At 57.5% G+C, this 20,918-nt stretch carries 20 protein-coding genes and 1 tRNA gene; 12 read left to right on the plus strand and 9 right to left on the minus strand.

The window, feature by feature from the left end; all coding sequences use genetic code 11:
- Positions 1-142 precede the first annotated feature (142 nt).
- From ABJZ52_RS03640 to ABJZ52_RS03660, 5 genes are all read left to right on the plus strand, one after another.
- Positions 143-388 carry a zinc-finger domain-containing protein gene (locus ABJZ52_RS03640; protein ID WP_192109014.1) on the plus strand — a complete coding sequence of 82 codons (246 nt, stop codon included), beginning with the start codon at positions 143-145 and terminating at the stop codon, positions 386-388.
- A 61-nt stretch (positions 389-449) separates the two neighbouring features.
- Complete coding sequence (locus tag ABJZ52_RS03645) at positions 450-1,637, plus strand: FAD-dependent monooxygenase (protein ID WP_348189328.1); 1,188 nt, start codon at positions 450-452, stop codon at positions 1,635-1,637.
- Positions 1,638-1,741: 104 nt separating this feature from the next.
- The gene (locus ABJZ52_RS03650) at positions 1,742-2,485 is read left to right on the plus strand and encodes a competence/damage-inducible protein A (RefSeq protein ID WP_348189330.1); all 744 of its coding nucleotides are present in this window, start codon (positions 1,742-1,744) and stop codon (positions 2,483-2,485) included.
- A 36-nt stretch (positions 2,486-2,521) separates the two neighbouring features.
- Positions 2,522-3,031: a xanthine phosphoribosyltransferase gene (gpt, locus tag ABJZ52_RS03655; RefSeq protein WP_153768520.1), complete on the plus strand. Its 510-nt coding sequence runs from the start codon at positions 2,522-2,524 to the stop codon at positions 3,029-3,031.
- A 219-nt stretch (positions 3,032-3,250) separates the two neighbouring features.
- Complete coding sequence (locus ABJZ52_RS03660) at positions 3,251-3,922, plus strand: L,D-transpeptidase (protein ID WP_348189332.1); 672 nt, start codon at positions 3,251-3,253, stop codon at positions 3,920-3,922.
- A gap of 30 nt (positions 3,923-3,952) precedes the next feature.
- On the opposite strand, the gene sfsA is transcribed toward ABJZ52_RS03660, so the two are convergent.
- From sfsA to ABJZ52_RS03675, 3 genes are all read right to left on the minus strand, one after another.
- Positions 3,953-4,657: a DNA/RNA nuclease SfsA gene (gene sfsA / locus ABJZ52_RS03665; RefSeq protein ID WP_348189334.1), complete on the minus strand. Its 705-nt coding sequence runs from the start codon at positions 4,655-4,657 to the stop codon at positions 3,953-3,955.
- A gap of 45 nt (positions 4,658-4,702) precedes the next feature.
- Positions 4,703-6,148: a TrkH family potassium uptake protein gene (locus tag ABJZ52_RS03670; RefSeq protein ID WP_348189336.1), complete on the minus strand. Its 1,446-nt coding sequence runs from the start codon at positions 6,146-6,148 to the stop codon at positions 4,703-4,705.
- Between the two features lie 154 nt (positions 6,149-6,302).
- Positions 6,303-6,388, minus strand: a tRNA-Leu gene (locus ABJZ52_RS03675).
- 214 nt (positions 6,389-6,602) lie between these two features.
- Between ABJZ52_RS03675 and map the strand changes: the two genes are divergently transcribed.
- From map to ABJZ52_RS03690, 3 genes are all read left to right on the plus strand, one after another.
- Positions 6,603-7,433 carry a type I methionyl aminopeptidase gene (gene map, locus ABJZ52_RS03680; RefSeq protein ID WP_348189338.1) on the plus strand — a complete coding sequence of 277 codons (831 nt, stop codon included), beginning with the start codon at positions 6,603-6,605 and terminating at the stop codon, positions 7,431-7,433.
- Between the two features lie 42 nt (positions 7,434-7,475).
- Positions 7,476-8,204 (plus strand): DNA repair protein RadC, encoded by a 729-nt coding sequence (radC, locus tag ABJZ52_RS03685; RefSeq protein ID WP_348189340.1) that lies wholly within the window; start codon positions 7,476-7,478, stop codon positions 8,202-8,204.
- A 164-nt stretch (positions 8,205-8,368) separates the two neighbouring features.
- Positions 8,369-10,660 (plus strand): bifunctional diguanylate cyclase/phosphodiesterase, encoded by a 2,292-nt coding sequence (locus ABJZ52_RS03690; RefSeq protein WP_348189342.1) that lies wholly within the window; start codon positions 8,369-8,371, stop codon positions 10,658-10,660.
- 15 nt (positions 10,661-10,675) lie between these two features.
- Here the strand turns inward: ABJZ52_RS03690 and meaB are convergent, their stop codons facing one another.
- Both meaB and ppdK read right to left on the minus strand, forming a co-directional pair.
- Positions 10,676-11,641 carry a methylmalonyl Co-A mutase-associated GTPase MeaB gene (meaB, locus tag ABJZ52_RS03695; RefSeq protein WP_348189344.1) on the minus strand — a complete coding sequence of 322 codons (966 nt, stop codon included), beginning with the start codon at positions 11,639-11,641 and terminating at the stop codon, positions 10,676-10,678.
- A gap of 49 nt (positions 11,642-11,690) precedes the next feature.
- Positions 11,691-14,357 (minus strand): pyruvate, phosphate dikinase, encoded by a 2,667-nt coding sequence (gene ppdK, locus ABJZ52_RS03700; RefSeq protein ID WP_348189346.1) that lies wholly within the window; start codon positions 14,355-14,357, stop codon positions 11,691-11,693.
- A 292-nt stretch (positions 14,358-14,649) separates the two neighbouring features.
- Here ppdK and ABJZ52_RS03705 point away from each other — a divergent pair, with 292 nt between their 5' ends.
- Both ABJZ52_RS03705 and ABJZ52_RS03710 read left to right on the plus strand, forming a co-directional pair.
- Positions 14,650-16,467 (plus strand): tetratricopeptide repeat protein, encoded by a 1,818-nt coding sequence (locus ABJZ52_RS03705; RefSeq protein ID WP_348189348.1) that lies wholly within the window; start codon positions 14,650-14,652, stop codon positions 16,465-16,467.
- Positions 16,468-16,491: 24 nt separating this feature from the next.
- Entirely contained in the window at positions 16,492-17,358 is an 867-nt protein-coding gene (locus ABJZ52_RS03710) for a 4-(cytidine 5'-diphospho)-2-C-methyl-D-erythritol kinase (RefSeq protein WP_348189350.1), read from the plus strand.
- Positions 17,359-17,368: 10 nt separating this feature from the next.
- Here the strand turns inward: ABJZ52_RS03710 and ABJZ52_RS03715 are convergent, their stop codons facing one another.
- Positions 17,369-18,304 carry a polyprenyl synthetase family protein gene (locus tag ABJZ52_RS03715; protein ID WP_348189356.1) on the minus strand — a complete coding sequence of 312 codons (936 nt, stop codon included), beginning with the start codon at positions 18,302-18,304 and terminating at the stop codon, positions 17,369-17,371.
- 244 nt (positions 18,305-18,548) lie between these two features.
- Here ABJZ52_RS03715 and ABJZ52_RS03720 point away from each other — a divergent pair, with 244 nt between their 5' ends.
- Both ABJZ52_RS03720 and ABJZ52_RS03725 read left to right on the plus strand, forming a co-directional pair.
- Positions 18,549-18,788, plus strand: a complete 240-nt coding sequence (locus tag ABJZ52_RS03720) for a DUF2007 domain-containing protein (protein WP_348187737.1) — start codon at positions 18,549-18,551, stop codon at positions 18,786-18,788.
- Entirely contained in the window at positions 18,788-19,609 is an 822-nt protein-coding gene (locus ABJZ52_RS03725; RefSeq protein WP_348187739.1) for a methyltransferase, read from the plus strand. The genes ABJZ52_RS03720 and ABJZ52_RS03725 overlap by 1 nt, the downstream gene beginning before the upstream one ends.
- A gap of 15 nt (positions 19,610-19,624) precedes the next feature.
- Here the strand turns inward: ABJZ52_RS03725 and ABJZ52_RS03730 are convergent, their stop codons facing one another.
- The 3 genes from ABJZ52_RS03730 to ABJZ52_RS03740 form a co-directional block, all read right to left on the minus strand.
- Positions 19,625-19,897, minus strand: a complete 273-nt coding sequence (locus ABJZ52_RS03730; protein WP_348186236.1) for a Usg family protein — start codon at positions 19,895-19,897, stop codon at positions 19,625-19,627.
- Positions 19,898-20,023: 126 nt separating this feature from the next.
- A complete protein-coding gene (locus ABJZ52_RS03735) occupies positions 20,024-20,278 on the minus strand; it encodes a cytochrome c (RefSeq protein ID WP_348186238.1) in 255 nt (84 codons plus the stop codon).
- Positions 20,279-20,477: 199 nt separating this feature from the next.
- On the minus strand, positions 20,478-20,891 hold the full coding sequence (locus ABJZ52_RS03740) for a rhodanese-like domain-containing protein (protein ID WP_348186240.1): 414 nt from the start codon (positions 20,889-20,891) through the stop codon (positions 20,478-20,480).
- Positions 20,892-20,918: the final 27 nt, after the last annotated feature.

Consider the following 20,918-nt stretch of genomic DNA (forward strand, 5'->3'; position numbering starts at 1 on the left):
TACCGCCCCCCTCAATGGAAGGCTGGCGGCTCTCTTGCTGCCCTATCAGCGATGGGGACCGCGGCGTCTTGCCTCTACACAAGTGCCGCGCAAATGAGTATGGTCACACGCAAGACAAACCTTGATGGAATGGAATGGACTCATGGCGGACCACATCGTCCCGCATTTCCAGAACGCAAGCGGCCACGACTCCGTCGCGATCGGCGCTCGTGAATTCATGTGCATTGGCGCAAATCCGCCGTTCGACCATCCCCATGTTTTCCTCGATCTGGGAGAGGAAAACGAGATCGTCTGCCCTTATTGCTCGACGCTCTACAAGTTCGACGCGACCTTGAAGCCGACAGAATCGTCGCCCGCCGACTGCGTCTGGACACCCAAAGCGGCCTGACGTCAGACATCACCAGTATCCTTGGCGTTGAGATTGGCTTGCCGATGAGCATGCGAAACAGATGAACGCACCGCTCGTGATCGCTGGCGCCGGCATCGGAGGCCTGGCCGCCGCCGTGGCGCTCGCGCAGGCTGGCCATCGAGTTGTCGTGTTTGAACGCGCAAACGCCCTGTCGGAAGTCGGCGCAGGGCTTCAGCTTTCACCAAACGCCTGCAAGTGCCTGGACCAGCTCGGCGTTCTGGAAGCGATACGCAAGACCGCTTCAGCACCAGAGTCGATCCGCATCCGATCCGCCCGAAGCGGCAAGGCACTTGCGCGCATCCCATTGGGATCGGCGGCATCAGCCCGGTATGGCGCACCTTACCTGCTGTCCCACCGCGCTGATCTGCAAAGAGCGCTTTACGACAAAGCCTGCTCGTTGCCATCGGTTGAAGTTCGCTTTGGACACAGCTTCATCGGCAGTCATGTCGACGACGCTGGCAATCTTCGCGTGACCTTCCAGGCAGACTATGGCCGCAACCTCACTCTGCAGGCCAAAGCCCTTGTCGGCGCCGACGGCGTCTGGTCGAGAGTGCGCGAAACCTTGCATGGGCATGCAACAGCCCAATTCAGTGGCCGCACGGCCTATCGCGCCACATTGCGCGCCGATCAGGTCGATCCGAGTCTTCTTCGAGACACGGGCCTTTGGCTCGGCAAGAACGCCCACCTCGTCCACTATCCCATCCGCCAGAAAAACGCATTCAACATCGTTGCGCTCGTTGCCGAAGACTGGAATGAACAAGATTGGTCCGCACCAGCAGATCGAATTTCGCTTCTCAATCGCTTTGCGCAGTGGGCGCCAGATGCACGACGACTTCTGGAAACGCCGGACAGCTGGTTGAAATGGGCTCTTTGCGGCGTGTCAGCAACATACCCTTGGACACAAGGCAAGACAGTTCTGATTGGTGATGCCGCCCACGCCATGCTGCCCTTTGCCGCGCAAGGCGCAGCAATGGCCATTGAGGACGCACTGGTGCTGGCAAACGTGCTCACGCCTGAAAACACAGAAACTGCAGATGCGCTGCGTGAATTTGAACGGCAACGACGCGAACGGGTGCTCAAAGTCCAAAAGACAGCCGAGGAAAACGGACGCATCTATCACATGAGTGGGCTGCTGGCTTTGGGGCGCGACACAGTCCTGCGCATGTACTCTCCAGAAAGTCTCTCAGCCCGCATGGACTGGATCTATGGCTGGACGCCGCCGTCCTGAACGGCTGCCATTTTGCCCTTTCGCCGTGAAACAACGCCTCAAACCTTGAGCCTGCGCCGCGCTTGGGCTAAAGGCATCGTCCAATCACTCCCGGGAGACAGGCCATGACGACAGCTGAGGCAGATCAAGAGGTAAGCGCAGCGTTCCTCGTCATTGGCGACGAGATTCTCTCAGGCCGCACCAAAGACAAGAACATCGGCTTTCTCGCCGATTATCTGACCACGATCGGTATTGACCTGCGCGAAGTTCGCATTGTCCCTGACGTCACCGAAAAAATCGTCGATGCGGTCAATGAGCTGCGCGCCCGGTACACCTATGTTTTCACATCCGGCGGCATTGGCCCGACACACGACGACATCACGGCTGACAGCATTGCAGCGGCCTTCGGCGTCCCGATTGATGTTGATCCCCGCGCCAGGGCGATCCTTGAGGCCCACTATCCTCCAGGCCAGCTGACACCCGCCCGTCTGCGTATGGCCCGAATCCCTGAAGGCGCCGATCTGATCGACAACCCGGTTTCCAAGGCACCCGGCTTCCGGATCGAGAACGTCCATGTCATGGCCGGCGTCCCGTCGATCATGCAGGCCATGGTCGATGCAATTGCGCCGACGCTGAAAACCGGGCGGAAGATGCTGTCACGCTATGTCGACGCAGATGTTCCGGAAAGCCGGCTTGCGGATCAGGTCGGCGAGATTCAGACCCGTTTCCCCGAGACGCTGATCGGTTCCTATCCACGGACGAACGATGGCCGTTTCACTACTCAGATCGTCATCCGCTCAAGGGATGAAGACACACTCGAAGAGGCCACAGCCGCTGTGCGCGAAGCCGTTGCAGGCGCACTGGCGTAAGACGCCTCAAAAGGGAAGAATACAAAAGGACCCCACATGGAAAACCCAGCACAGAACAAAGCTTTTCCCGTTTCCTGGGACATGTTTCACCGGGACTCGCGCGCACTGGCTTGGCGGCTTTCGAGCGAAGGTGAATGGAAAGCGATTGTCTGCGTGACCCGCGGCGGCCTGGTGCCTGCCGGGATCGTTGCCCGCGAACTCGGGATTCGCACGATCGAGACCGTTTGCATCGCCTCCTATCACGACTATGAGAATCAGGGACAATTGAAAGTCATCAAGCCCGTGGATCCCAAGGTGATTGATCTTGAAGACGGTCAGGGCAGTGGCGTACTGGTGATTGACGATCTTGTAGACACAGGCAAGACGCTAAAGGTTGTTCGTGAAATGCTGCCCAAGGCACATTATGCGACGGTCTATGCAAAGCCGGTTGGCGTGCCGATGGTCGACACTTTCATCACCGAGGTCTCCCAGGACACATGGATCTATTTCCCATGGGATATGGGCTGGCAGTTCCAGCCACCGCTTTCAAAAGACACGGCTGGCTGACTTTTCTGCGGCACCGAAAATCAAAACAAATCAAAAAAGGCTTCAATCCTGCGTGAGCATGCAAGGGATTGAGGCCTTTGCCACCTTCTTGGCTTATTTTTCCTGATACGCAACGCATCAAACGCATGGAACAGCTTCGCTCCAGCCGCGTTACCCATCTTGAGAGTGTGCTAAATCGCGCACCCGCCACCACGCCCGTCGTATCACCAAGGCCACCGAATGTCCCTGACACGCAGAACCTTTTGTCTGACCGCCTCCGCTGCCGCCCTCGCAGGCTGTTCCAGTTACACCCGCCAGTCGCCACGCCTGCCGGAAGCGCAGCCACCTGCACGCCGTCGGATCGCACCCGAATATCTGCAAATGTACAGGGCCATGCCGGAAGAGCGCTTCCCGATACCCGCTGTTGATCTGACGAAGGTCGATCCGCTCTATTACCGTCAATACGTCGACTACCGCTCCGAGTACCCCGCCGGCACGATCATCGTCGATACGCCAAACCGCTTTCTTTATCTCACCATGGAGAACAACAAGGCGATGCGTTATGGCGTCGGCATTGGCCGGGCCGGATTTGCCTGGGGCGGCAAGGCCCGTATCGCCTACAAGCGCGAGTGGCCAACCTGGACACCTCCGGCGGAAATGATCGAACGCGAGCCGGAGCTGGAGAAATACCGCAAAGGCATGGCTCCGGCGCTGGACAATCCTCTGGGCGCACGCGCGCTTTACATCTTTGAGGGCAATCGCGACACGCTGTACCGGCTGCACGGCACGTCCGAGGCCTATTCGATCGGCAAGGCCGTATCTTCAGGCTGTGTTCGCCTCATGCATCAGGATGTGATCGATCTCTACAATCGCGTCCCGAACGGCACCAACATCGTGGTCCTGCAGGGCTGAGTTCAACCAGCAGACGATGACGGTACCCATTCAAGCCGTGAGTTCGACGACCTTGTCGACCTCGATGCCGTCGAGCCTGACATCACAGCCGACGGCATAGGCTTCGACCCCGGCAGACCGCGCAGCTGCAAAAGCAGCCGCGTAGTTGGGGTCAATATCCCCTGCCAGAGACAGTCTGGCGCAGTCGGGCCGCTGCACGAGAAAAACCATTGCGGCCCGATGGCCCTCGGCGACCATGTCAGACATCTCGGCGAGATGCTTGGCCCCACGCGCGGTGACCGAATCGGGAAATTCCGCCAGTCCGGCCTCACGCATCAGATGCACGTTCTTGACCTCCACATAGGTCTTCGCGCCATCCTGCCCTTCCAGAAGAATGTCGATCCTGGAATTCTTGCCGTATTTCACTTCGCGTCTAAGGCTGGAAAAGCCCGACAGTTCGGACACCTTGCCCGCCCGGAGCGCTTCTTCGACAAGACCATTGGGGTGGGCGGTGTTGATACCAACAAGAGCACCGTCTGCCTCCATCACCTCCCATGAGTATTTCAACTTGCGCTTGGGATTGTCCGATATCGACAGCCAAACTCGTGAGCCCGGCTCCTTCAGGCCAAGCATCGAACCTGGATTGGCGCAGTGAGCCGTCACCTCGGAACCATCCCCGTCGAGGATGACGTCAGCCAGAAAACGCTTGTACCGCTTGATGAGGCGGCCACTGATAAGGGGAGTTGGAAATTTCATGGCCCTTGTCTAGCTTGAGAACAAAAGAGAAACAAGAACCTTCAATCAGCGCGACCAGAAATCCGGGTCGAGCAACACCAACACCGTGAAGAGCTCGAGACGCCCCATGAGCATTGCAAAGGACAGAAGCCATTTTGCCCCATCCGGCAACGGTGCGAAATTCCCCGCCGGACCGATGATCGGACCAAGTCCTGGACCAACGTTGCCGACCGACGTGGCCGCAGCAGACACAGCGGTTACAAGATCGAGATCAAAAAAGGACAGCGCCAGCGTGATCACGCCAACAGAGCCGAGATAGACCACGAGGAACGCCAGAACCGAGAAGGACAATTCCTGCGTCAGGCGTGTACCGCCATATTCTTCCGACATAACCCGGTTCGGACGCACCATGCGCCGCAAATGCGCGCGCACCGTACCGAAAAACACCAGAAATCGGAAAACCTTGATGCCGCCGGTTGTTGAGCCGGTGCAGCCACCAACGAATTTCAGTAGCAGCGCCAACCCAATAACCGGCGGGCCCCACTCGGTGTAGTCGCCAAGCGCATACCCTGTCCCCGTAACGATGGAGATCACGTTGAAGGTCGCGCGCAGCAACGCCTCATCGAAGGGAAAGCGCATCTTTACCCCGAGGTACACGGTCAGCAGCAGCGAGACGATGGCGAGAAACCCGACCAGGGACCGAACCTGCGGGTCACGCCAGAGCACCAACGGCTGACCACGCAGCGCCTGGATCAGAAGCACGAACGGCATCGCGCCGATCAACATGAAGGCAACCGCAACCCAACCAGACGCCGGATTTTTAAAATAGCCAAAGGACTGGTCGTGCGTGGAATAGCCACCCGTCGAGATCGTGGTCAGCGCATGGTTGAACGCGTCGAACAGATCAAAGCCTGTGGCCAGATAGGCGACAATGCAAAGCACCGTCAGGAAAAGATAGGCCAGTCCAAGCAGCCGGATCAATTCGACCGATCGGCTGACGATCTTCTCGGAACGATCGGAGTTTTCACTTTGAAACAGCTGCATTCCGCCAATCCGAAGGAACGGCAGCAGAACAATCGCCATAACGATGATCCCGACGCCGCCCATCCACTGCATGATCGACCGCCAGACAAGCAAACCCGGAGGTAAGTTATCGAGGCCGCTCAAGACAGTGGAGCCGGTGGTCGTGAATCCGGAAACAGCCTCAAACACCGCATCCGCATAACCGATGCCAAGCCATAGAAACGGCAATGCCCCAAAAGCAGGAAGGCTCGCCCAGGCAAGCGTCGTCAAAATGAAGGTCTGGCGCGTATCGAGCCCCTTCGACAGCGATCCCCCGACCGCAATCGACAGAAGCATGCCCACGAGCCCCGTCAGAAGCGACGAAAATACGAAGGCCTGCCAATCCGCATTCTTGGCGGCGACATCGACGATCGCAGGAATCAGCATGGCGGTGGCAAGCCCGACATACAGAAATCCCAGGACATTGAGGACTGGACGGAGTGAAATCAAAAAGATGCTTCCCGGCGGCTGCGCTGTTCCGGCGGGGCGTCTTGGGCCCCGCATCTTGAAATTTACAAATCGTCAGCGTTGCCGTTTGCGGAACGCTCGAGGCTCTTCCCTACACTGAAGAGCTGCATTTGCCAATCTCCGGCTCTCGAAAGCCTGGTGCGGGCGACGGGACTCGAACCCGTACAGCCTAAGGCCGAGGGATTTTAAGTCCCTTGCGTCTACCAATTTCGCCACGCCCGCATTCAACATCTGGGTACCCTTTGGCCCAGAAAACCGCAAGTCGCCTCACCACGTTTTTAAAAGCCTTTTACCGCACCTCTAGCATTCCGCATCACAAGGCGATATTTGGGAAGGTAACAATCTTGCAAAGGCCCATTTCAAGGCCGGACGCTTTGACGGCGGATTATCTATCCTGTCGCGTCCTCAGGCCCACGACAAAGAGCAACGAAAGTTCATGGTCACCTATATCGACGCCGCTGAAGCCCCATTGAAAAACACCGGTCAGGTCCGCATTTACGATCAGGACGATTTTGTCGGAATGAAAAAGGCCGGCCAGTTGACCGCCACCTGCCTTGATGAACTTGCACAGATGGTGAAACCCGGCGTGACCACCCAGGAGATCGACGACTTCGTCTTCGCCTATGGAGAATCACACGGTGCTCTTCCAGCGACGCTGAACTACCGCGGCTACACCAAGTCCTCCTGCACATCGATCAACCATGTCGTCTGTCACGGCATCCCGAATGAAAAGCCGTTGCGCGAGGGCGACATCGTCAACATCGACGTCACATTCATTCTTGATGGATGGCATGGCGATTCCAGCCGCATGTATCCGGTTGGCCAGATCAACCGTAAAGCTGAACGGCTGCTCGAGGTTACGTATGAATCGCTGATGCTGGGGATCGAAGCGGCCAAGCCAGGCAACACCACCGGCGACATTGGCGCAGCGATCCAGACCTTTGTAGAAAGCCACCGCTACTCTGTCGTACGTGACTTTTGCGGCCATGGCGTTGGCAAGCTTTTCCACGACACACCGAACATCCTTCACTACGGACGTCCGGGCGAAGGCGTTGAACTGAAGCCTGGCATGATTTTCACCATTGAGCCGATGGTCAACACCGGACGTCCTCAGGTCAAAGTCCTTGGCGATGGATGGACCGCAGTCACACGGGATCGTTCTCTTTCAGCACAATACGAACATTCCATCGGCATTACCCAAGATGGCTGCGAGATCTTCACCCTCTCCCCTTCCGGCCTCCACACGCCTGGTCTTTCGAAAGAATAAGGCCAGGCCGCTGGAGTACTAAAACGCAGGAGACCAATGCCGATGGCGGCAACGCCGGACGGTTTTGAAGAAAAGGCCATAAAGCCCGACAAATCGAAGAAGTCGGACGACGAGGGCCATAGAGAAAGATTACGCCAGCGCTTCCGCGATCATGGCCCGAACGGCTTTGCCGATTATGAATTACTCGAGCTTCTCCTGTTCTCAGCCATCCCACGCCGGGACACCAAACCCATTGCCAAGGCGCTCATTGGCAAGTTCGGGTCCTTCTCCGGCGTTCTGGCGGCTCCGCGCAAGAGACTGAAGGAAGTCGAGGGTGTCGGGGAAAAAGTCATTGATACCCTCAAGCTCGCGCAAGCCACGGCACTGCGCTTTGCACGTGGTGAAGTCGACACCCGTGCACCGCTTTCATCCTGGTCCAAGGTGATTGACTATATTCGCACTGCAATGGCGTTTTCTGAGGTCGAGGAATTTCGAATACTCTTCCTCGACAAACGCAATGGCCTCCTGGCAGACGAGGTGCAGCAGACTGGAACGGTGGACCATACGCCTGTCTATCCACGCGAAGTCATTCGCCGCGCCCTCGAACTCTCTGCCACCGCCATCATTCTCGTTCACAATCATCCATCGGGCGACCCAACGCCCTCACGCGCCGATATCCAGATGACAAAGCAGATCATCGAGATCGCAAAACCTCTTGGCGTCGAAGTTCACGATCACATTATCGTGGGCAGAGAAGGCCAGGTGAGCTTTCGCGGGCTGCAATTGATCTAGAACCACAAAGACTTGAACATAACTCAACGAAAACGCGAGATATCAAGCGCTGACAACCTTTTTTCTGGATAAATTTCTCTCTGTCATTCTCTGTTAACCAGACTTCTCCGGCATTCATTAACAGCTCTTGTGGATACTGCCGCAAAGTGAGCTGGGAGCGTTGAATGAAAGTGGTGGCGGAAGGGTCCGGTGGCAAAATTGCGAATGCGATCATCATTCCGATGATCGCGGTCGTTGTTCTCGCCGTTGCCTGTGTCTGCGGACTGATGATCTGGTCCTCGCAGATTTCCGATGAAAGTGCCGAGAACAGTCAGCGAAAGCTGCTCAACGGTGCATTGAAGCTCAAGTTCGACCAGATGGCACGGCAACAGGTTGGCACCGTGGTCTGGGACCAAGCCTACTTCAACACCGTGGGTGATGAACTCGACCACGCCTGGCTATATAGCAACATCGGACACTGGCTAAAATCCACCTACGGTTTTTCCCGTGCATTGATCGTCGATAGGGCCCTCGAACCGGTTTTCACCTATGACGAGAAACTGAACCGCGACTGGATGACGCCAGGGATCCTGAATCAGATTTCGACCGCAATCGCCAGAACGCGTGCCCACTACATTACATCGTTTCAACGCACGCCGTCCGGCCTTTATCGCTTCACGCAGGACCAGACCAATGACGGCCGTGTCCTTGCGGAAACGGGTCTGGTGCGCATGGGCGCTCACGTTTACTTTTTCAGTGCAGCCGCGATCACACAGGAAGTGCATACGATCACAGCGGTGCGCAGACCTCCGGCCGTGCTTGTCAGCTTCGACAGGCTCGATAGCGAGGCCCTTGCCAAGATCGCGAAGATTTCCGGTCTTGCCGACTTGAGATTTACGGAACACGCTGGACTGCTCCCGCGACTCGCCACTGCCGAGCTGCGCTCGCCCAAAGGCGTTGTCATCGGCAATCTGCAATGGCGGCCAAACAAGCCAGGAACAGACATGCTTGGCCGTGTCGCTCCGGTGCTGCTGATCCTCGCTCTGGCCATCGTCGGGCTGACGATCGGCGTCATCGACTTTACCCGGCAGACGACGCGCCGGCTGGCAAGCAGTCAGGCCCAAGCCGTGCATACTGCCAGCCACGATTCCCTCTCGGGCCTGCCGAACCGCGAGCAGTTTTCGGCGTTGCTCAGCGAGGCTCTCAGGAAAACGCAAGACGAAGCGATCGGTTCCGCCGTCGTCTATATCGACCTTGATCGCTTCAAGGACATCAATGATACGCTCGGTCACGCCGCCGGAGACGAAGTCATTTGTGCCGTCGCCGGCCGATTGAAGGCCATTGCCCCCAAAAGTGGAGTGATCGCACGCATCAGCGGCGACGAATTTGCCATGCTATTGGCCGATTGCGACAATCAGCAGTCAGTCGAACAAATCCTGGCGCGCATTCAGGATCAGATGGTCCGACCGATACGCATAGACAACAACGAATTGTTCGTAAGCCTTTCCATGGGGGCAGCGCTTGCGCCCCGTGATGGCACCGATCCCGGTGAGCTGCTGCGCAAGGCCGACATCGCACTTTATGACGCCAAGGAGAACGGCCGCGGCCGTTGGTCATTCTTTGACAACTCCATGCAGGAGAGCGTTCAGACCAAGGACAAGATGTCCAGGGAACTGCGCAGGGCCATTGACAATGACTCTCTGGACATCGCCTACCAGCCCCAATGCGATGCCGACGCGAACGAAGTGATTGCTGTCGAGGCACTCGCAAGATGGACACACTCTGAGATGGGAACGATTTCTCCCTCCAGTTTCATTCCGCTCGCCGAGGAAACCGGCCTGATAAACGATCTTGGCCAATGGATCTTGCGCCGGGCTTGCCGAGATGCTCATCGGTGGCCTGACCTTCTGGTGTCGGTGAACGTGTCTCCCACCCAGTTCAAGCATCCACGGTTCGTCGAGATGATTCTGGAAACGCTGGATGATTTCAACCTCGCGCCGAACAGGTTGGAAATCGAGGTCACTGAAAGTGTCTTTGCCGGCCAACACATGACCATTCTAAACTCCATGAAGCGCCTGCAGGATCGCGGAGTTAAGATTGCGCTCGACGATTTCGGATCTGGCTACTCAAGCCTCAGCTATCTGCGGAAATTCCCGTTCGACACCCTGAAAATTGATCGCGACTTCATCTCGGACATGGATGACAGCCTCGAGGCCGAAGCCATTTTGACATCGATCATCCAGCTGGGTCAGGCTCTTGGAATGACCATTGTCGCCGAGGGCATTGAGGCCGGGCATCAGATCGGCTTCCTTGCGGACAACGGCTGCCACAGGATGCAGGGCTATTACATCTCACGGCCTCTCGCCGACGAGGCCCTGGCCGAATTCCTGGACGACCGTGCAATGAAGCGGGCCATGGCTGCGGCGGCAAACGAAGAGCAGCAGCCAAATTTGCCGCTGAAGCTCGCCAAGGCTTAGGACAATCTGGGTGCACTATCTTGAAGGCTCATCAACCAACCGCTGTTCGATCGACCTTGCAAATCCACAATAGCTCGAGAACGGCGCGCCGGAGGCGTCCGCCAGAAATCGACTGCTGGGATCTGAATTCACAATTTCAAGCCCGGCAGTACCATAGCGGGTTCGAACCATATCCTTGAACCAATGCTCATGCTGAACCGTCCGTCTCCGCAAGAGTCTGCCGCTCTGGTTCAAAAAAAGCTTGTGTTGCTCGATCGCCCGTATGAGATCGTCAATTCCCGTTCCGGATCGTGCTGAAATTTCACACACCGGAACATTCCATTGATCGCTCTCGGGCTGCGCCAGTGACAAAGCGCCAACGACATCCGAAGCCGCTCTCCGTGCAGCTGGCCCCATATCGGCTTTGGTTACTGTCACCACGTCCGGAAGTTCCATGATCCCGGCCTTCATGAACTGAAGACTGTCGCCGGACCCTGGCTGAATGCAAAGGACCAACGTGTCACAGGCATGGACAAGATCACCCTCGGACTGACCAATTCCGACTGATTCCACGATCACCAGATCAAAGGCAGATCGCAGCATTGCGATTGCGGCGATCGCGTGATCTGAAAGGCCGCCCAAGCGATCACGAGCCGCCATCGAGCGCACAAAGACCTCTTGGTCGTCTGGATCGGTTTGAAGGCGCGTCCGGTCCCCCAGCAGCGCTCCTCCAGTCCGTTGAGAGGACGGATCGACCGCCAAAACGGCAACCCGCTTCCCCGCTTCGCGAGACTGGCGGACAAGCGCATCCGTCAATGTGGATTTGCCAACGCCGGGAGGGCCGGTAAGGCCAAGGACCATTCCGGCCTCACAGCGGCAGGCCTCATCCAGGAAGGCCGCAACCTCAGGATCGGACGACGAGGTTTCGATACGTGTCAGAAGCCGTGACAGCGCTCGTTTTCCAGCTTGCCTGAGTTCAACCAGACTGGGGAGAGGCAGCATTTCACCGCCTCCCCGTATCCATCCGTCTCAGGTCACCGGTCTGCAAGGCTCACCCCTTGGCGTTCAAGGCGGACTGAGCCGCTGCAAGGCGCGCAATTGGAACACGGAACGGTGAGCAGGACACGTAGTCCAAACCAACGCTCTCACAGAACTGGATAGACGCCGGATCGCCGCCATGTTCACCACAGATCCCGAGCTTGATATCGCTGCGCGTCGAGCGGCCTCGTTCTGCGCCGATCTTCACCAGCTCGCCAACACCGTCCTGATCGAGAGACACAAAGGGATCCTGCTCGATCAATCCTTTAGCCTGATAAGTTCCCAGGAAAGACGCCGCATCATCTCTCGAGATGCCGAAAGTGGTCTGTGTCAGATCATTGGTGCCGAAAGAGAAGAACTCTGCTGACTTGGCGATTTCCGCGCCCTGGAGCGCCGCTCGCGGCAGCTCAACCATTGTGCCGATCTGATAGGTCAGTTCGACGCCGGCTTCCTTCTGAACTGCTTCGGCGGTCTGCTCAATGCTTGCACGCACAAGGTCGAGCTCTCCCTTGAGGCCGACCAGCGGCACCATGATTTCCGGAACCACGTGGTCACCGGTCACCTTGCCGGCTTCCACCGCAGCCTCAAAAATCGCACGGGCCTGCATTTCTGCAATCTCAGGATAGGAGACGAGAAGGCGGCAGCCCCGATGCCCCAGCATCGGATTGAATTCGTGAAGAGACAGCGCTCTCTCACGCAGCTTGGTCGGGTCGACGCCCATTGCCTTCGCCACGTCAGCAAGATCGGAATCGTTATGGGGCAGGAACTCGTGAAGCGGCGGATCGAGCAGACGAATGGTGACAGGCAAGCCCTTCATGATTTCGAACAGCTTTGTAAAGTCCTGTCTCTGCATCGGCAGAAGTTTGGCCAGCGCAGCACGGCGCCCCTCTTCCGTCTCGGAGAGGATCATTTCACGCACGGCAACAATACGCTCGCCTTCGAAGAACATGTGCTCGGTCCGGCAAAGGCCGATCCCCTCCGCGCCAAACTCGCGCGCAACCTTTGCATCCGCCGGTGTTTCGGCGTTCGTGCGAACCTTCATGCGGCGAACCTTGTCGGCCCAGCCCATCAAGGTCCCGAAGTCCCCCGAGAGCGCAGGCTGAAGCATGTCGACTTCACCAAAGAGCACCTGACCGGTCGCGCCATCGACCGTGATCACATCGCCTTTGTTCAAGATACGACTACCTGCCGCGATAGTGCCGGTACGATAGTCGATCCGGAGCATTCCTGCTCCCGACACACAGGGCTTGCCCATGCCACGCGCCACGACGGCCGCGTGAGAGGTCATGCCGCCACGGCTTGTCAAAATGCCCTCAGCCGCATGCATGCCGTGAATGTCTTCCGGGCTGGTCTCCACGCGAACGAGGATTACCTTGCGCCCAGCGGTCTTTGCTTCTTCCGCTTCATCGGACGTGAAAACAATGGCACCGCAGGCAGCACCAGGCGAAGCGGGTAGACCTGTCGCAACAATATCGCGCTTTGCCTTCGGATCGATCGTTGGATGCAGCAATTGGTCAAGCGCCGCCGGTTCAACGCGCAGAACCGCTTCCTCTTCTGTGAGAAGATCCTCTGCAGCCATGTCGACCGCAATTTTCAGAGCCGCTTTCGCCGTCCGTTTGCCGGCACGGGTCTGCAGCATCCAGAGCTTGCCCTTCTCGATGGTAAATTCGAGATCCTGCATGTCGCGGTAGTGACCTTCCAAGCGATCACAGATCGCCTGAAACTCGTTAAAGCACTCCGGCATGAGGTTTTCGAGAGACGGTTTGGTTGACCCGGCCTCAAGACGCGCCTTCTCGGTGATATCCTGTGGCGTCCGGATCCCGGCGACCACATCCTCACCCTGCGCATTCACCAGAAACTCGCCATAAAGCGCCTTCTCTCCGGTAGAGGGATTGCGCGTGAAGGCGACCCCGGTTGCAGAGGTCTCACCCATATTGCCAAAGACCATCGCCTGCACGTTGACGGCAGTGCCCCAGGTTGCGGGGATGTCGTGCAAACGGCGATAGGTCTTCGCCCGCGGCACCATCCAGGAGGAAAACACAGCGCCGATCGCGCCCCAAAGCTGAACCTGAGGATCCTGCGGGAACGGCGTCTCAAGTTCTGTTTCAACGAGCGTCTTGAACTTCTCGATGATACCAACCCAGTCGTCTGCAGTGATCTCGGTGTCGAGCATCAGGTCGTTGAGGGATTTGTGTTCTTCGAGGATCTCTTCGAACTCGTGGTGATCAACACCTAGGACCACGTCGGAGTACATCTGAATGAACCGCCGGTAGCTGTCGTAGGCAAAGCGCATGTCGCCCGCCTCTTCACCAATGGCTTTCACCGTCACGTCGTTGAGACCGAGATTGAGAACCGTGTCCATCATGCCGGGCATCGACACCCTGGCGCCCGAGCGCACCGAAAGAAGAAGGGGAGCCTTCTCATCGCCAAAGCGGCGGCCCGTAATGCTTCCGACCTGTTCCAGCGCTGCCTCGACCTGGGCACGAAGATCGTCCGGATAGGAATTGTCGTGATCGTAATACCAGGTGCAGACTTCGGTAGTGATCGTAAATCCAGGAGGAACCGGCAAGCCGAGGTTGCTCATCTCCGCAAGGTTTGCCCCCTTGCCGCCAAGCAAGTTTCGTTTGTCGGCTGCGCCATCTGCTTTGCCATCACCGAAATTAAAGACCCATTTGGTCATCTGGTCGTCTCCACCTGTATTCAGTTTTGCTGCGCCCAGCCGCTGCACCTAGCCTTGTGCGCTGCACATACCTGCTATGGCAGTTCAAAGGACTCAAGTTATTTTTTAGGCGGAGACCCTAGGGGAAGCTGGGCAAAATTGATGGAATCAAGGAACAGCAGCAATCAAATGGATTTAAATGAGCCAACAGATCTTTGATCCCCTTTCACTTGCCGCACGGCCTTAAAGACGCCATTGTCGAACGCAAACAATAACCGCGTCGTTATAGAGCGACGGACGGATGCGAGGTGCCATGACCAAACTGACCAGCGCAAGCAACAAGGCTGCCCTGAGGGCAAAGCCGGACCAGTCCCGGTTAAAGCGCCTAGCGCTGACGACAGCTATTGCGCTTTTCACGGCGCAACTCCCGCTTTCACTGAACGCACTGGCCGACACTCACGGCGACCAAACGCCGCATTACGGCACACCACTGGATCTGCCGATCACACTCTCTGGCAGCTACCTGGCGGGACGGCTCGCTGGGCTTGAGAACGATTTCTCCTTCGCAGCGGCATTTTTCCAGGAAACTCTTGTCGCCGACCCCGACAATGAAATGCTTCTGGAACGGACCTTTATCCTGAAGCTCGCCAATGGCGACATTGTCGAAGCGGTCAATTATGCAACCGAGCTGGAACGGCTCGGCGTTCAGAACTTTCTCGCCAGGCTCGCTCGCGGCGCAGACGCTGTCGCACGCGCCCAATATGGCGAAGCGATCACACTCCTCGCCCCAACCCGCGCAGGCCCCCTTGCACAGCTTTCCATGGATATTTCAAGAGCCTGGGCGCTCCAGGGCGCGGGACAAACCGACGATGCTCTTAAGGCCATCGATGCGTTGAAGGGCCCCGAATGGTTCGAGGTCTTCAAGGCCACCCATCAGGCCCTGATTTCCTATGCCGCCGGTCGTAACGAACAGGCACTCGAGCAGATTGAGGAAGCCTACAAGCAGGACCGCGGCGCGATCCGCGTGATTGATGCCTATGCGCGCATTCTCGTTGCCAACGACCGCAAGGACGATGCGCTTGAAATCCTTGCGGAATACGACCGACTTCTGCGCGGGCATCCCCTGCTTGACCATACCAAGGCTGAAATTGAAGCCGATAGGCCGCTTGAGCCGCTCGTCGCGACACCTGCAGCTGGTATGTCGGAAATTCTTTATGGTCTCGGATCTGCAATTGGTCGCGATGGCGCGGAGGAGCTCTCCACCGCGTATCTGCAGATGGCGTTGCATCTTGATCCGAACGCCGAATTTGCAGCCGTCGCCCTTGGCGGTCTTTTCGAGCGCATGGGCCAACCGGAACGCGCGATTGCCGTTCTCAAGCAGGTACCGGTTGACTCGCCTCTCAAGCGTGACGCGGAAATCCAGATTGGACTGAATTACAACGCCCTTGAACAGATTGACGAGGCCCGGGACCATCTTGGCGCCCTTATCGCTGCAGACCCTTCCGAGCTGGAAGCCATCATTTCGCTCGGCAATGTCCTGCGAACACACAAGATGTTCGAGGAAGCCGAGGAAATTTACACCAAAGGCCTCGCCACGATTCCCGAGGTTGGTCAGGAGCATTGGCTGCTGTTTTATTTCCGCGGCATCTGTCGGGAACGGCTCGACAAGTGGGAAAGCTCGGAAGCCGACTTCCGCAAAGCGCTCGAACTGTCTGAAGACCAGCCGCTGGTGCTGAACTATCTCGGATATTCTTTGGTCGATCAGGGCCTGAAGCTCGACGAAGCTCTGGACATGATCGAGAAGGCCGTCGAGCTGCGTCCGACCGATGGCTATATCGTCGACAGCCTCGGCTGGGTTTTCTATCGCCTCGGCCGGTATGAAGATGCAGTGGTTCAGCTGGAGCGCGCGATCGAACTCCGCCCGTCGGACCCCGTCATCAACGATCATCTCGGCGATGCCTACTGGAAGGTCGGACGTCGCAACGAGGCCAGATTCCAGTGGAACCACGCACGTGATCTGGACCCTGAAGAAGACGAGCTGCCAAAGATCCTCGAGAAGATCGCAAATGGCCTCTCCGACACGCCAGCGACCGACGAAGCCAAGGCGTCAGAAACCAAAAACGGCGGCTGATCAACGGCGATGACGGCCCCCTCCATGTCAGGCAGCACGGGCGAGATTGCCCGTGCAAAGGTCAATCTTGCGCTTCACATCACCGGCCGGCGAGACGACGGTTATCACCTGCTGGATTCCCTTGTGGTCTTTCCCGCCATCGGCGACAGGCTTTACGCGGAAACAGCAGAGACGCCCAGTCTGACAATCACCGGCCCTTTCTCCGTCGGCCTCGCCCCGAACAGCGACAACCTTGTTCTCAAGGCCATACGCAGTCTGGCCGCCGCTTGCAGCCAACCTGAACCTCGACTCGCCCTGACCCTCGAGAAGAACCTGCCTGTTGCATCAGGCATTGGTGGTGGTTCGGCTGACGCAGCAGCAGCGCTGAGGCTCGCGAGAGAGATCTCGGGATTGTCACTGCCACGACCAGAGCTTGAAAAACTTGCCCTTCAACTGGGCGCAGACGTGCCTGTCTGCCTGGACCAGACAGCAGTTCGCATGAAGGGGATCGGTGAAAGCCTGTCGCCTCTGCCCGAACTACCCGATTTTGGCATTGTCCTTGTGAACCCGAGCATCGCGGTCTCCACACCCGCGATTTTCAAAGGTTTGGAAAGTCGTGACAACGCTGGCCTTCCGGACCTTCTAGAAGGCTTTGAGACGCTGACATCATTGATCAGCTATCTGGAAGAGACCCGGAATGACATGCAGTCGACGGCAGAGCGTCTATGCCCTGTAATCAGCAAAGTGATCGCGGCCTTGTCAGGCGAACCTGAAACACTCTTGAGCCGAATGTCCGGCTCAGGCGCCACCTGCTTTGCTCTATGCCGAAGTGGCGAAGAGGAAATTCTGGCGGCACGCATACAAAAAAGCCACCCAGCCTGGTGGGTGGCTTCTTCGAACTCTGTGACCTGAACGCTGATTGTCAGCTGACCCGTGAGATACAGAAGGCAACCGCCTCTGCCAGGGCATCCGCATGCGCACCCTGAGGAAGCTTGTCCAGAGCCTTCAAAGCGCCGTCGCCATAGTCTTTTGCACGCTGGACCGTGTCTGAAATAGCATCATACTTGCGCAGCAGCTCAATCGCATGCTCCAGATCGCCATCCTCGATTCCGTCGCTTTCCAGACAACGACGCCAGAACACTCGGTCTTCGTCTGAACCACGCGCAACCGCGAAGACGATCGGCAGTGTGATCTTGCCTTCGCGGAAATCGTCGCCGATGTCCTTGCCAAGGTCGGCACTCGACCCGCCATAGTCCAGAGCATCATCGACAAGCTGGAACGCGAGGCCAAGTTCCATTCCGTAGCTGCGCGCTGCGGCTTTCATATCGGCGCTCTCGCCTGCGATCACCGGCCCCACCTCGGCAGCAGCCGCAAACAGCGCAGCGGTCTTAGCTTCGATAACACGCAGATAGTCGGCTTCGGTGGTCCCAATATTCTTGGCAGCACCGAGCTGCAGCACTTCACCTTCCGCAATGATTGCAGAAGCCTCTGAAAGAATGCGAAGCGCCTCCAGCGACCCGACATCGACCATCATTTTGAAGGCTTGTCCGAGCAGATAATCGCCGACCAGAACGCTGGCCTGATTGCCCCACACCTTGCGCGCAGCCAGTTTGCCGCGGCGCATGTCGCTCTCATCGACAACATCGTCATGCAGAAGTGTCGCCGTGTGCATGAACTCCACGCTGGCGGCAAGTGTGACATGACCCTCGCCGCGGTAGCCGAACATGTCGGCACAGGCGAGTGTCAGCATCGGGCGCAACCGCTTGCCCCCTGATGAAATCAGGTGCTTGGCGATTTCCGGGATCAAATCGACATTCGACCCGGCCTTCGACAAGATGATCTGGTTGACTTGCTCCATACCGCCCGAGACCAGATCGACCAGCGACTGGACTGAGGGCTGAAGGGTCTTGTTTTCGGACAAGGATGCGACCACGGCCACCAAAGGCACTCCTGTGTTTAGTTGAGCGGACAATATGGCGCGAATGCACTTCCGGCAAGGGAGCAATCAGTTGACAAACTGTTGAAATGCTTTCAGGAGCGCATTTTATTAGGTCTGCTTGTATGATTTGTCCGGTCAGCCCCTGAAGAGAGTGCGAGCGTCAATGGAAGAACTGGTAAGAACCAACGATCCTGTGCTGATTTCCTTTCTGGAATCACTACTCAACGAGGCCGGCATCAAGCATTTTGTCGCAGATGGCAACATGAGCGTTCTGGAAGGGTCTTTGGGAATGCTGCCACGGCGTGTTCTGGTCGATGCCGATCAGATGACCATGGCACGACGTCTCATTGTCGACGCAGGCCTTACGCATGAGTTGCGCCCGGAAAACAATGCCTCGTCCTGATGACTGACACACCAGCCGAACCCGACCTCGATAGTCTTCAAGCCTTGGATACAACGCACGACGCCTTCCTGGGTGGGAAAGTCCATGTCTACCAACCGCGCAAGGGCCGCCACAGGGCTGGCCTCGATGCAGTCTACCTAGCCGCCGCCTTGCCGGACGGCACGAAGGGGCATGTGGTGGATCTGGGCTCCGGGGTCGGAACGGCTGGCCTGTGCGCAGCCGCGAGACTCCCGAACGTCAATGTCACCCTGGTCGATGTGGATCCGGTTGCGCTTGCCCTCGCCCGGCGGAACATCGACGAGCCGTCAAACAAGGCATTCGCGGATCGGATCAAGGTGATGGACGCCGATATTACGGCCAAGGGCAAGATACGCCATGAAACCGGACTGACCTCCGACATGGCGGACCACGTGATCGTCAATCCGCCCTATTACGAAGCGGATCGCTTTCGCGCATCACCCGATGAAGCCCGCGCAGACGCCCATATGCTGGATGAGCGCGGGGTCGAACCATGGATCCGCACAGCGGCCGATGTTCTAAAAGTCGGCGGCAGCCTGACCGTCGTCTTTCGCGCTGACGGCCTGCCTGAACTTCTGGACGTGGTTCAAAGCCGGTTTGGCGCAGTCGACATTATTCCGCTGCATCCGCGGCAAGGTCTCGCCGCCACACGCATTCTCTTGCGTGGGGTGCGCGGCAGCAAGGCGCCGCTTCAATTGCTGCCCGGGTTTATCATCCACGAGGACAACGGGACGAGCTTCACCGACCAGGCCAGCACGGTCATGCGCGACGGCGCGGGTCTGGGCCTGATCGGCCGCAGATAGCAATCAGCTGACGCATCAGTGAACGCAGATCTGGTCCTTCGCATATCGATAGTCGACGGGCTCAAGAAGACCCTGATGCGCGACACGAACCGTATGGATCCGCGCCTCGATTTCCTTTTCCCAAAACACCAGAAATTTGTTCAGCTCAGGGAAATGCGGCGCAAGATCCTCGGTCTGCCATAGAAAACTCTGCAAGACCTTGGGATGATCGGGAATCCTGTAGAGGATTTCGGCCGTCATCAGACCATATCCGAGGATGCGTTTTTGAAAATCGGAACCAACCAACATGTTCGCCTCGCTTTCTCTCTGACAAGAAAATGATCGCGCTCAATTGGTTACCAGATTCTAAATTCCAATATATTTAATGTTCTAGAACAATATTTTAGCAGCAATTCCAGATGAGTGCCACCAGCATCACCTGGCTTGCAACGACGTCAGATAGCCCAGGAATTCGTCTATATCATCCGGCGCAAAGGCAAATTCCGGCATACCATCATGCCCCGTCACGATGCCCTCGGCGAGGCTCTCTTCAAGGCTCGACACGGGATAACGCTGGCCAAGATCACGGAACGCAGGCGCTCCAGGCTGTGCACTGACATCTTCCCGGCCAACCGCATGACAGGCGGCGCAGTGGATTTCCGCCAACTCCTGGCCGCTGGCAATGCTCATTGGATCACTTGGATAATTTTCCGCAGCGTGGCCAGGTTGAAATGCTCCGAATAACAAGCTGACCGCCACGGCGCGCAGCGCCGAGCTCCAAATGCGTCTCATGTGCCAAGTCCCTCTCCACTGGTCTCCAGAGCACTTTAGAAGATCCAGGCACATGAGACCATACGGAGCAATACGGCCAAGAAGATGGAAGGCCCTCCTAGAGGTGCCCGGGCAGATCGCCGTCTGCGAATGGAAGACCTTCATCTTCCCAGCCTGTAACACCACCGATCATCAGCTTTACGGGCCGACCCAGGCCAGACAATTTGAAGGCCGCCTTGTCCGCACCGTTACAATGGGGGCCGGCGCAATAGACCACAAACAGAGACCCCTCAGGCCACTCGGTCATACGCTCCTCCGTGATCTCACGATGAGGCAGGTGGATGGCCCCGGGAATATGCCGTTTGGCATAGGCTTCCGGCGTGCCTACAACGTGAAGCAACACGAAATCCGGCTGCCCATCCCGCAGCACCGTTGCCACGTCATCGCAATCGGTTTCAAAGGCCAACTTGTCGCCGAAGTGGCGGTTGGCGGCATTGGAGGTTGCTACTGGAAAATCACTCACAAGGCTCATCGTTCTGCTCCTAAAATCGAAATGGCT

The sequence above is a fragment of the Roseibium sp. genome (assembly GCF_039982295.1).
In the GTDB taxonomy this organism is placed as follows: domain Bacteria; phylum Pseudomonadota; class Alphaproteobacteria; order Rhizobiales; family Stappiaceae; genus Roseibium.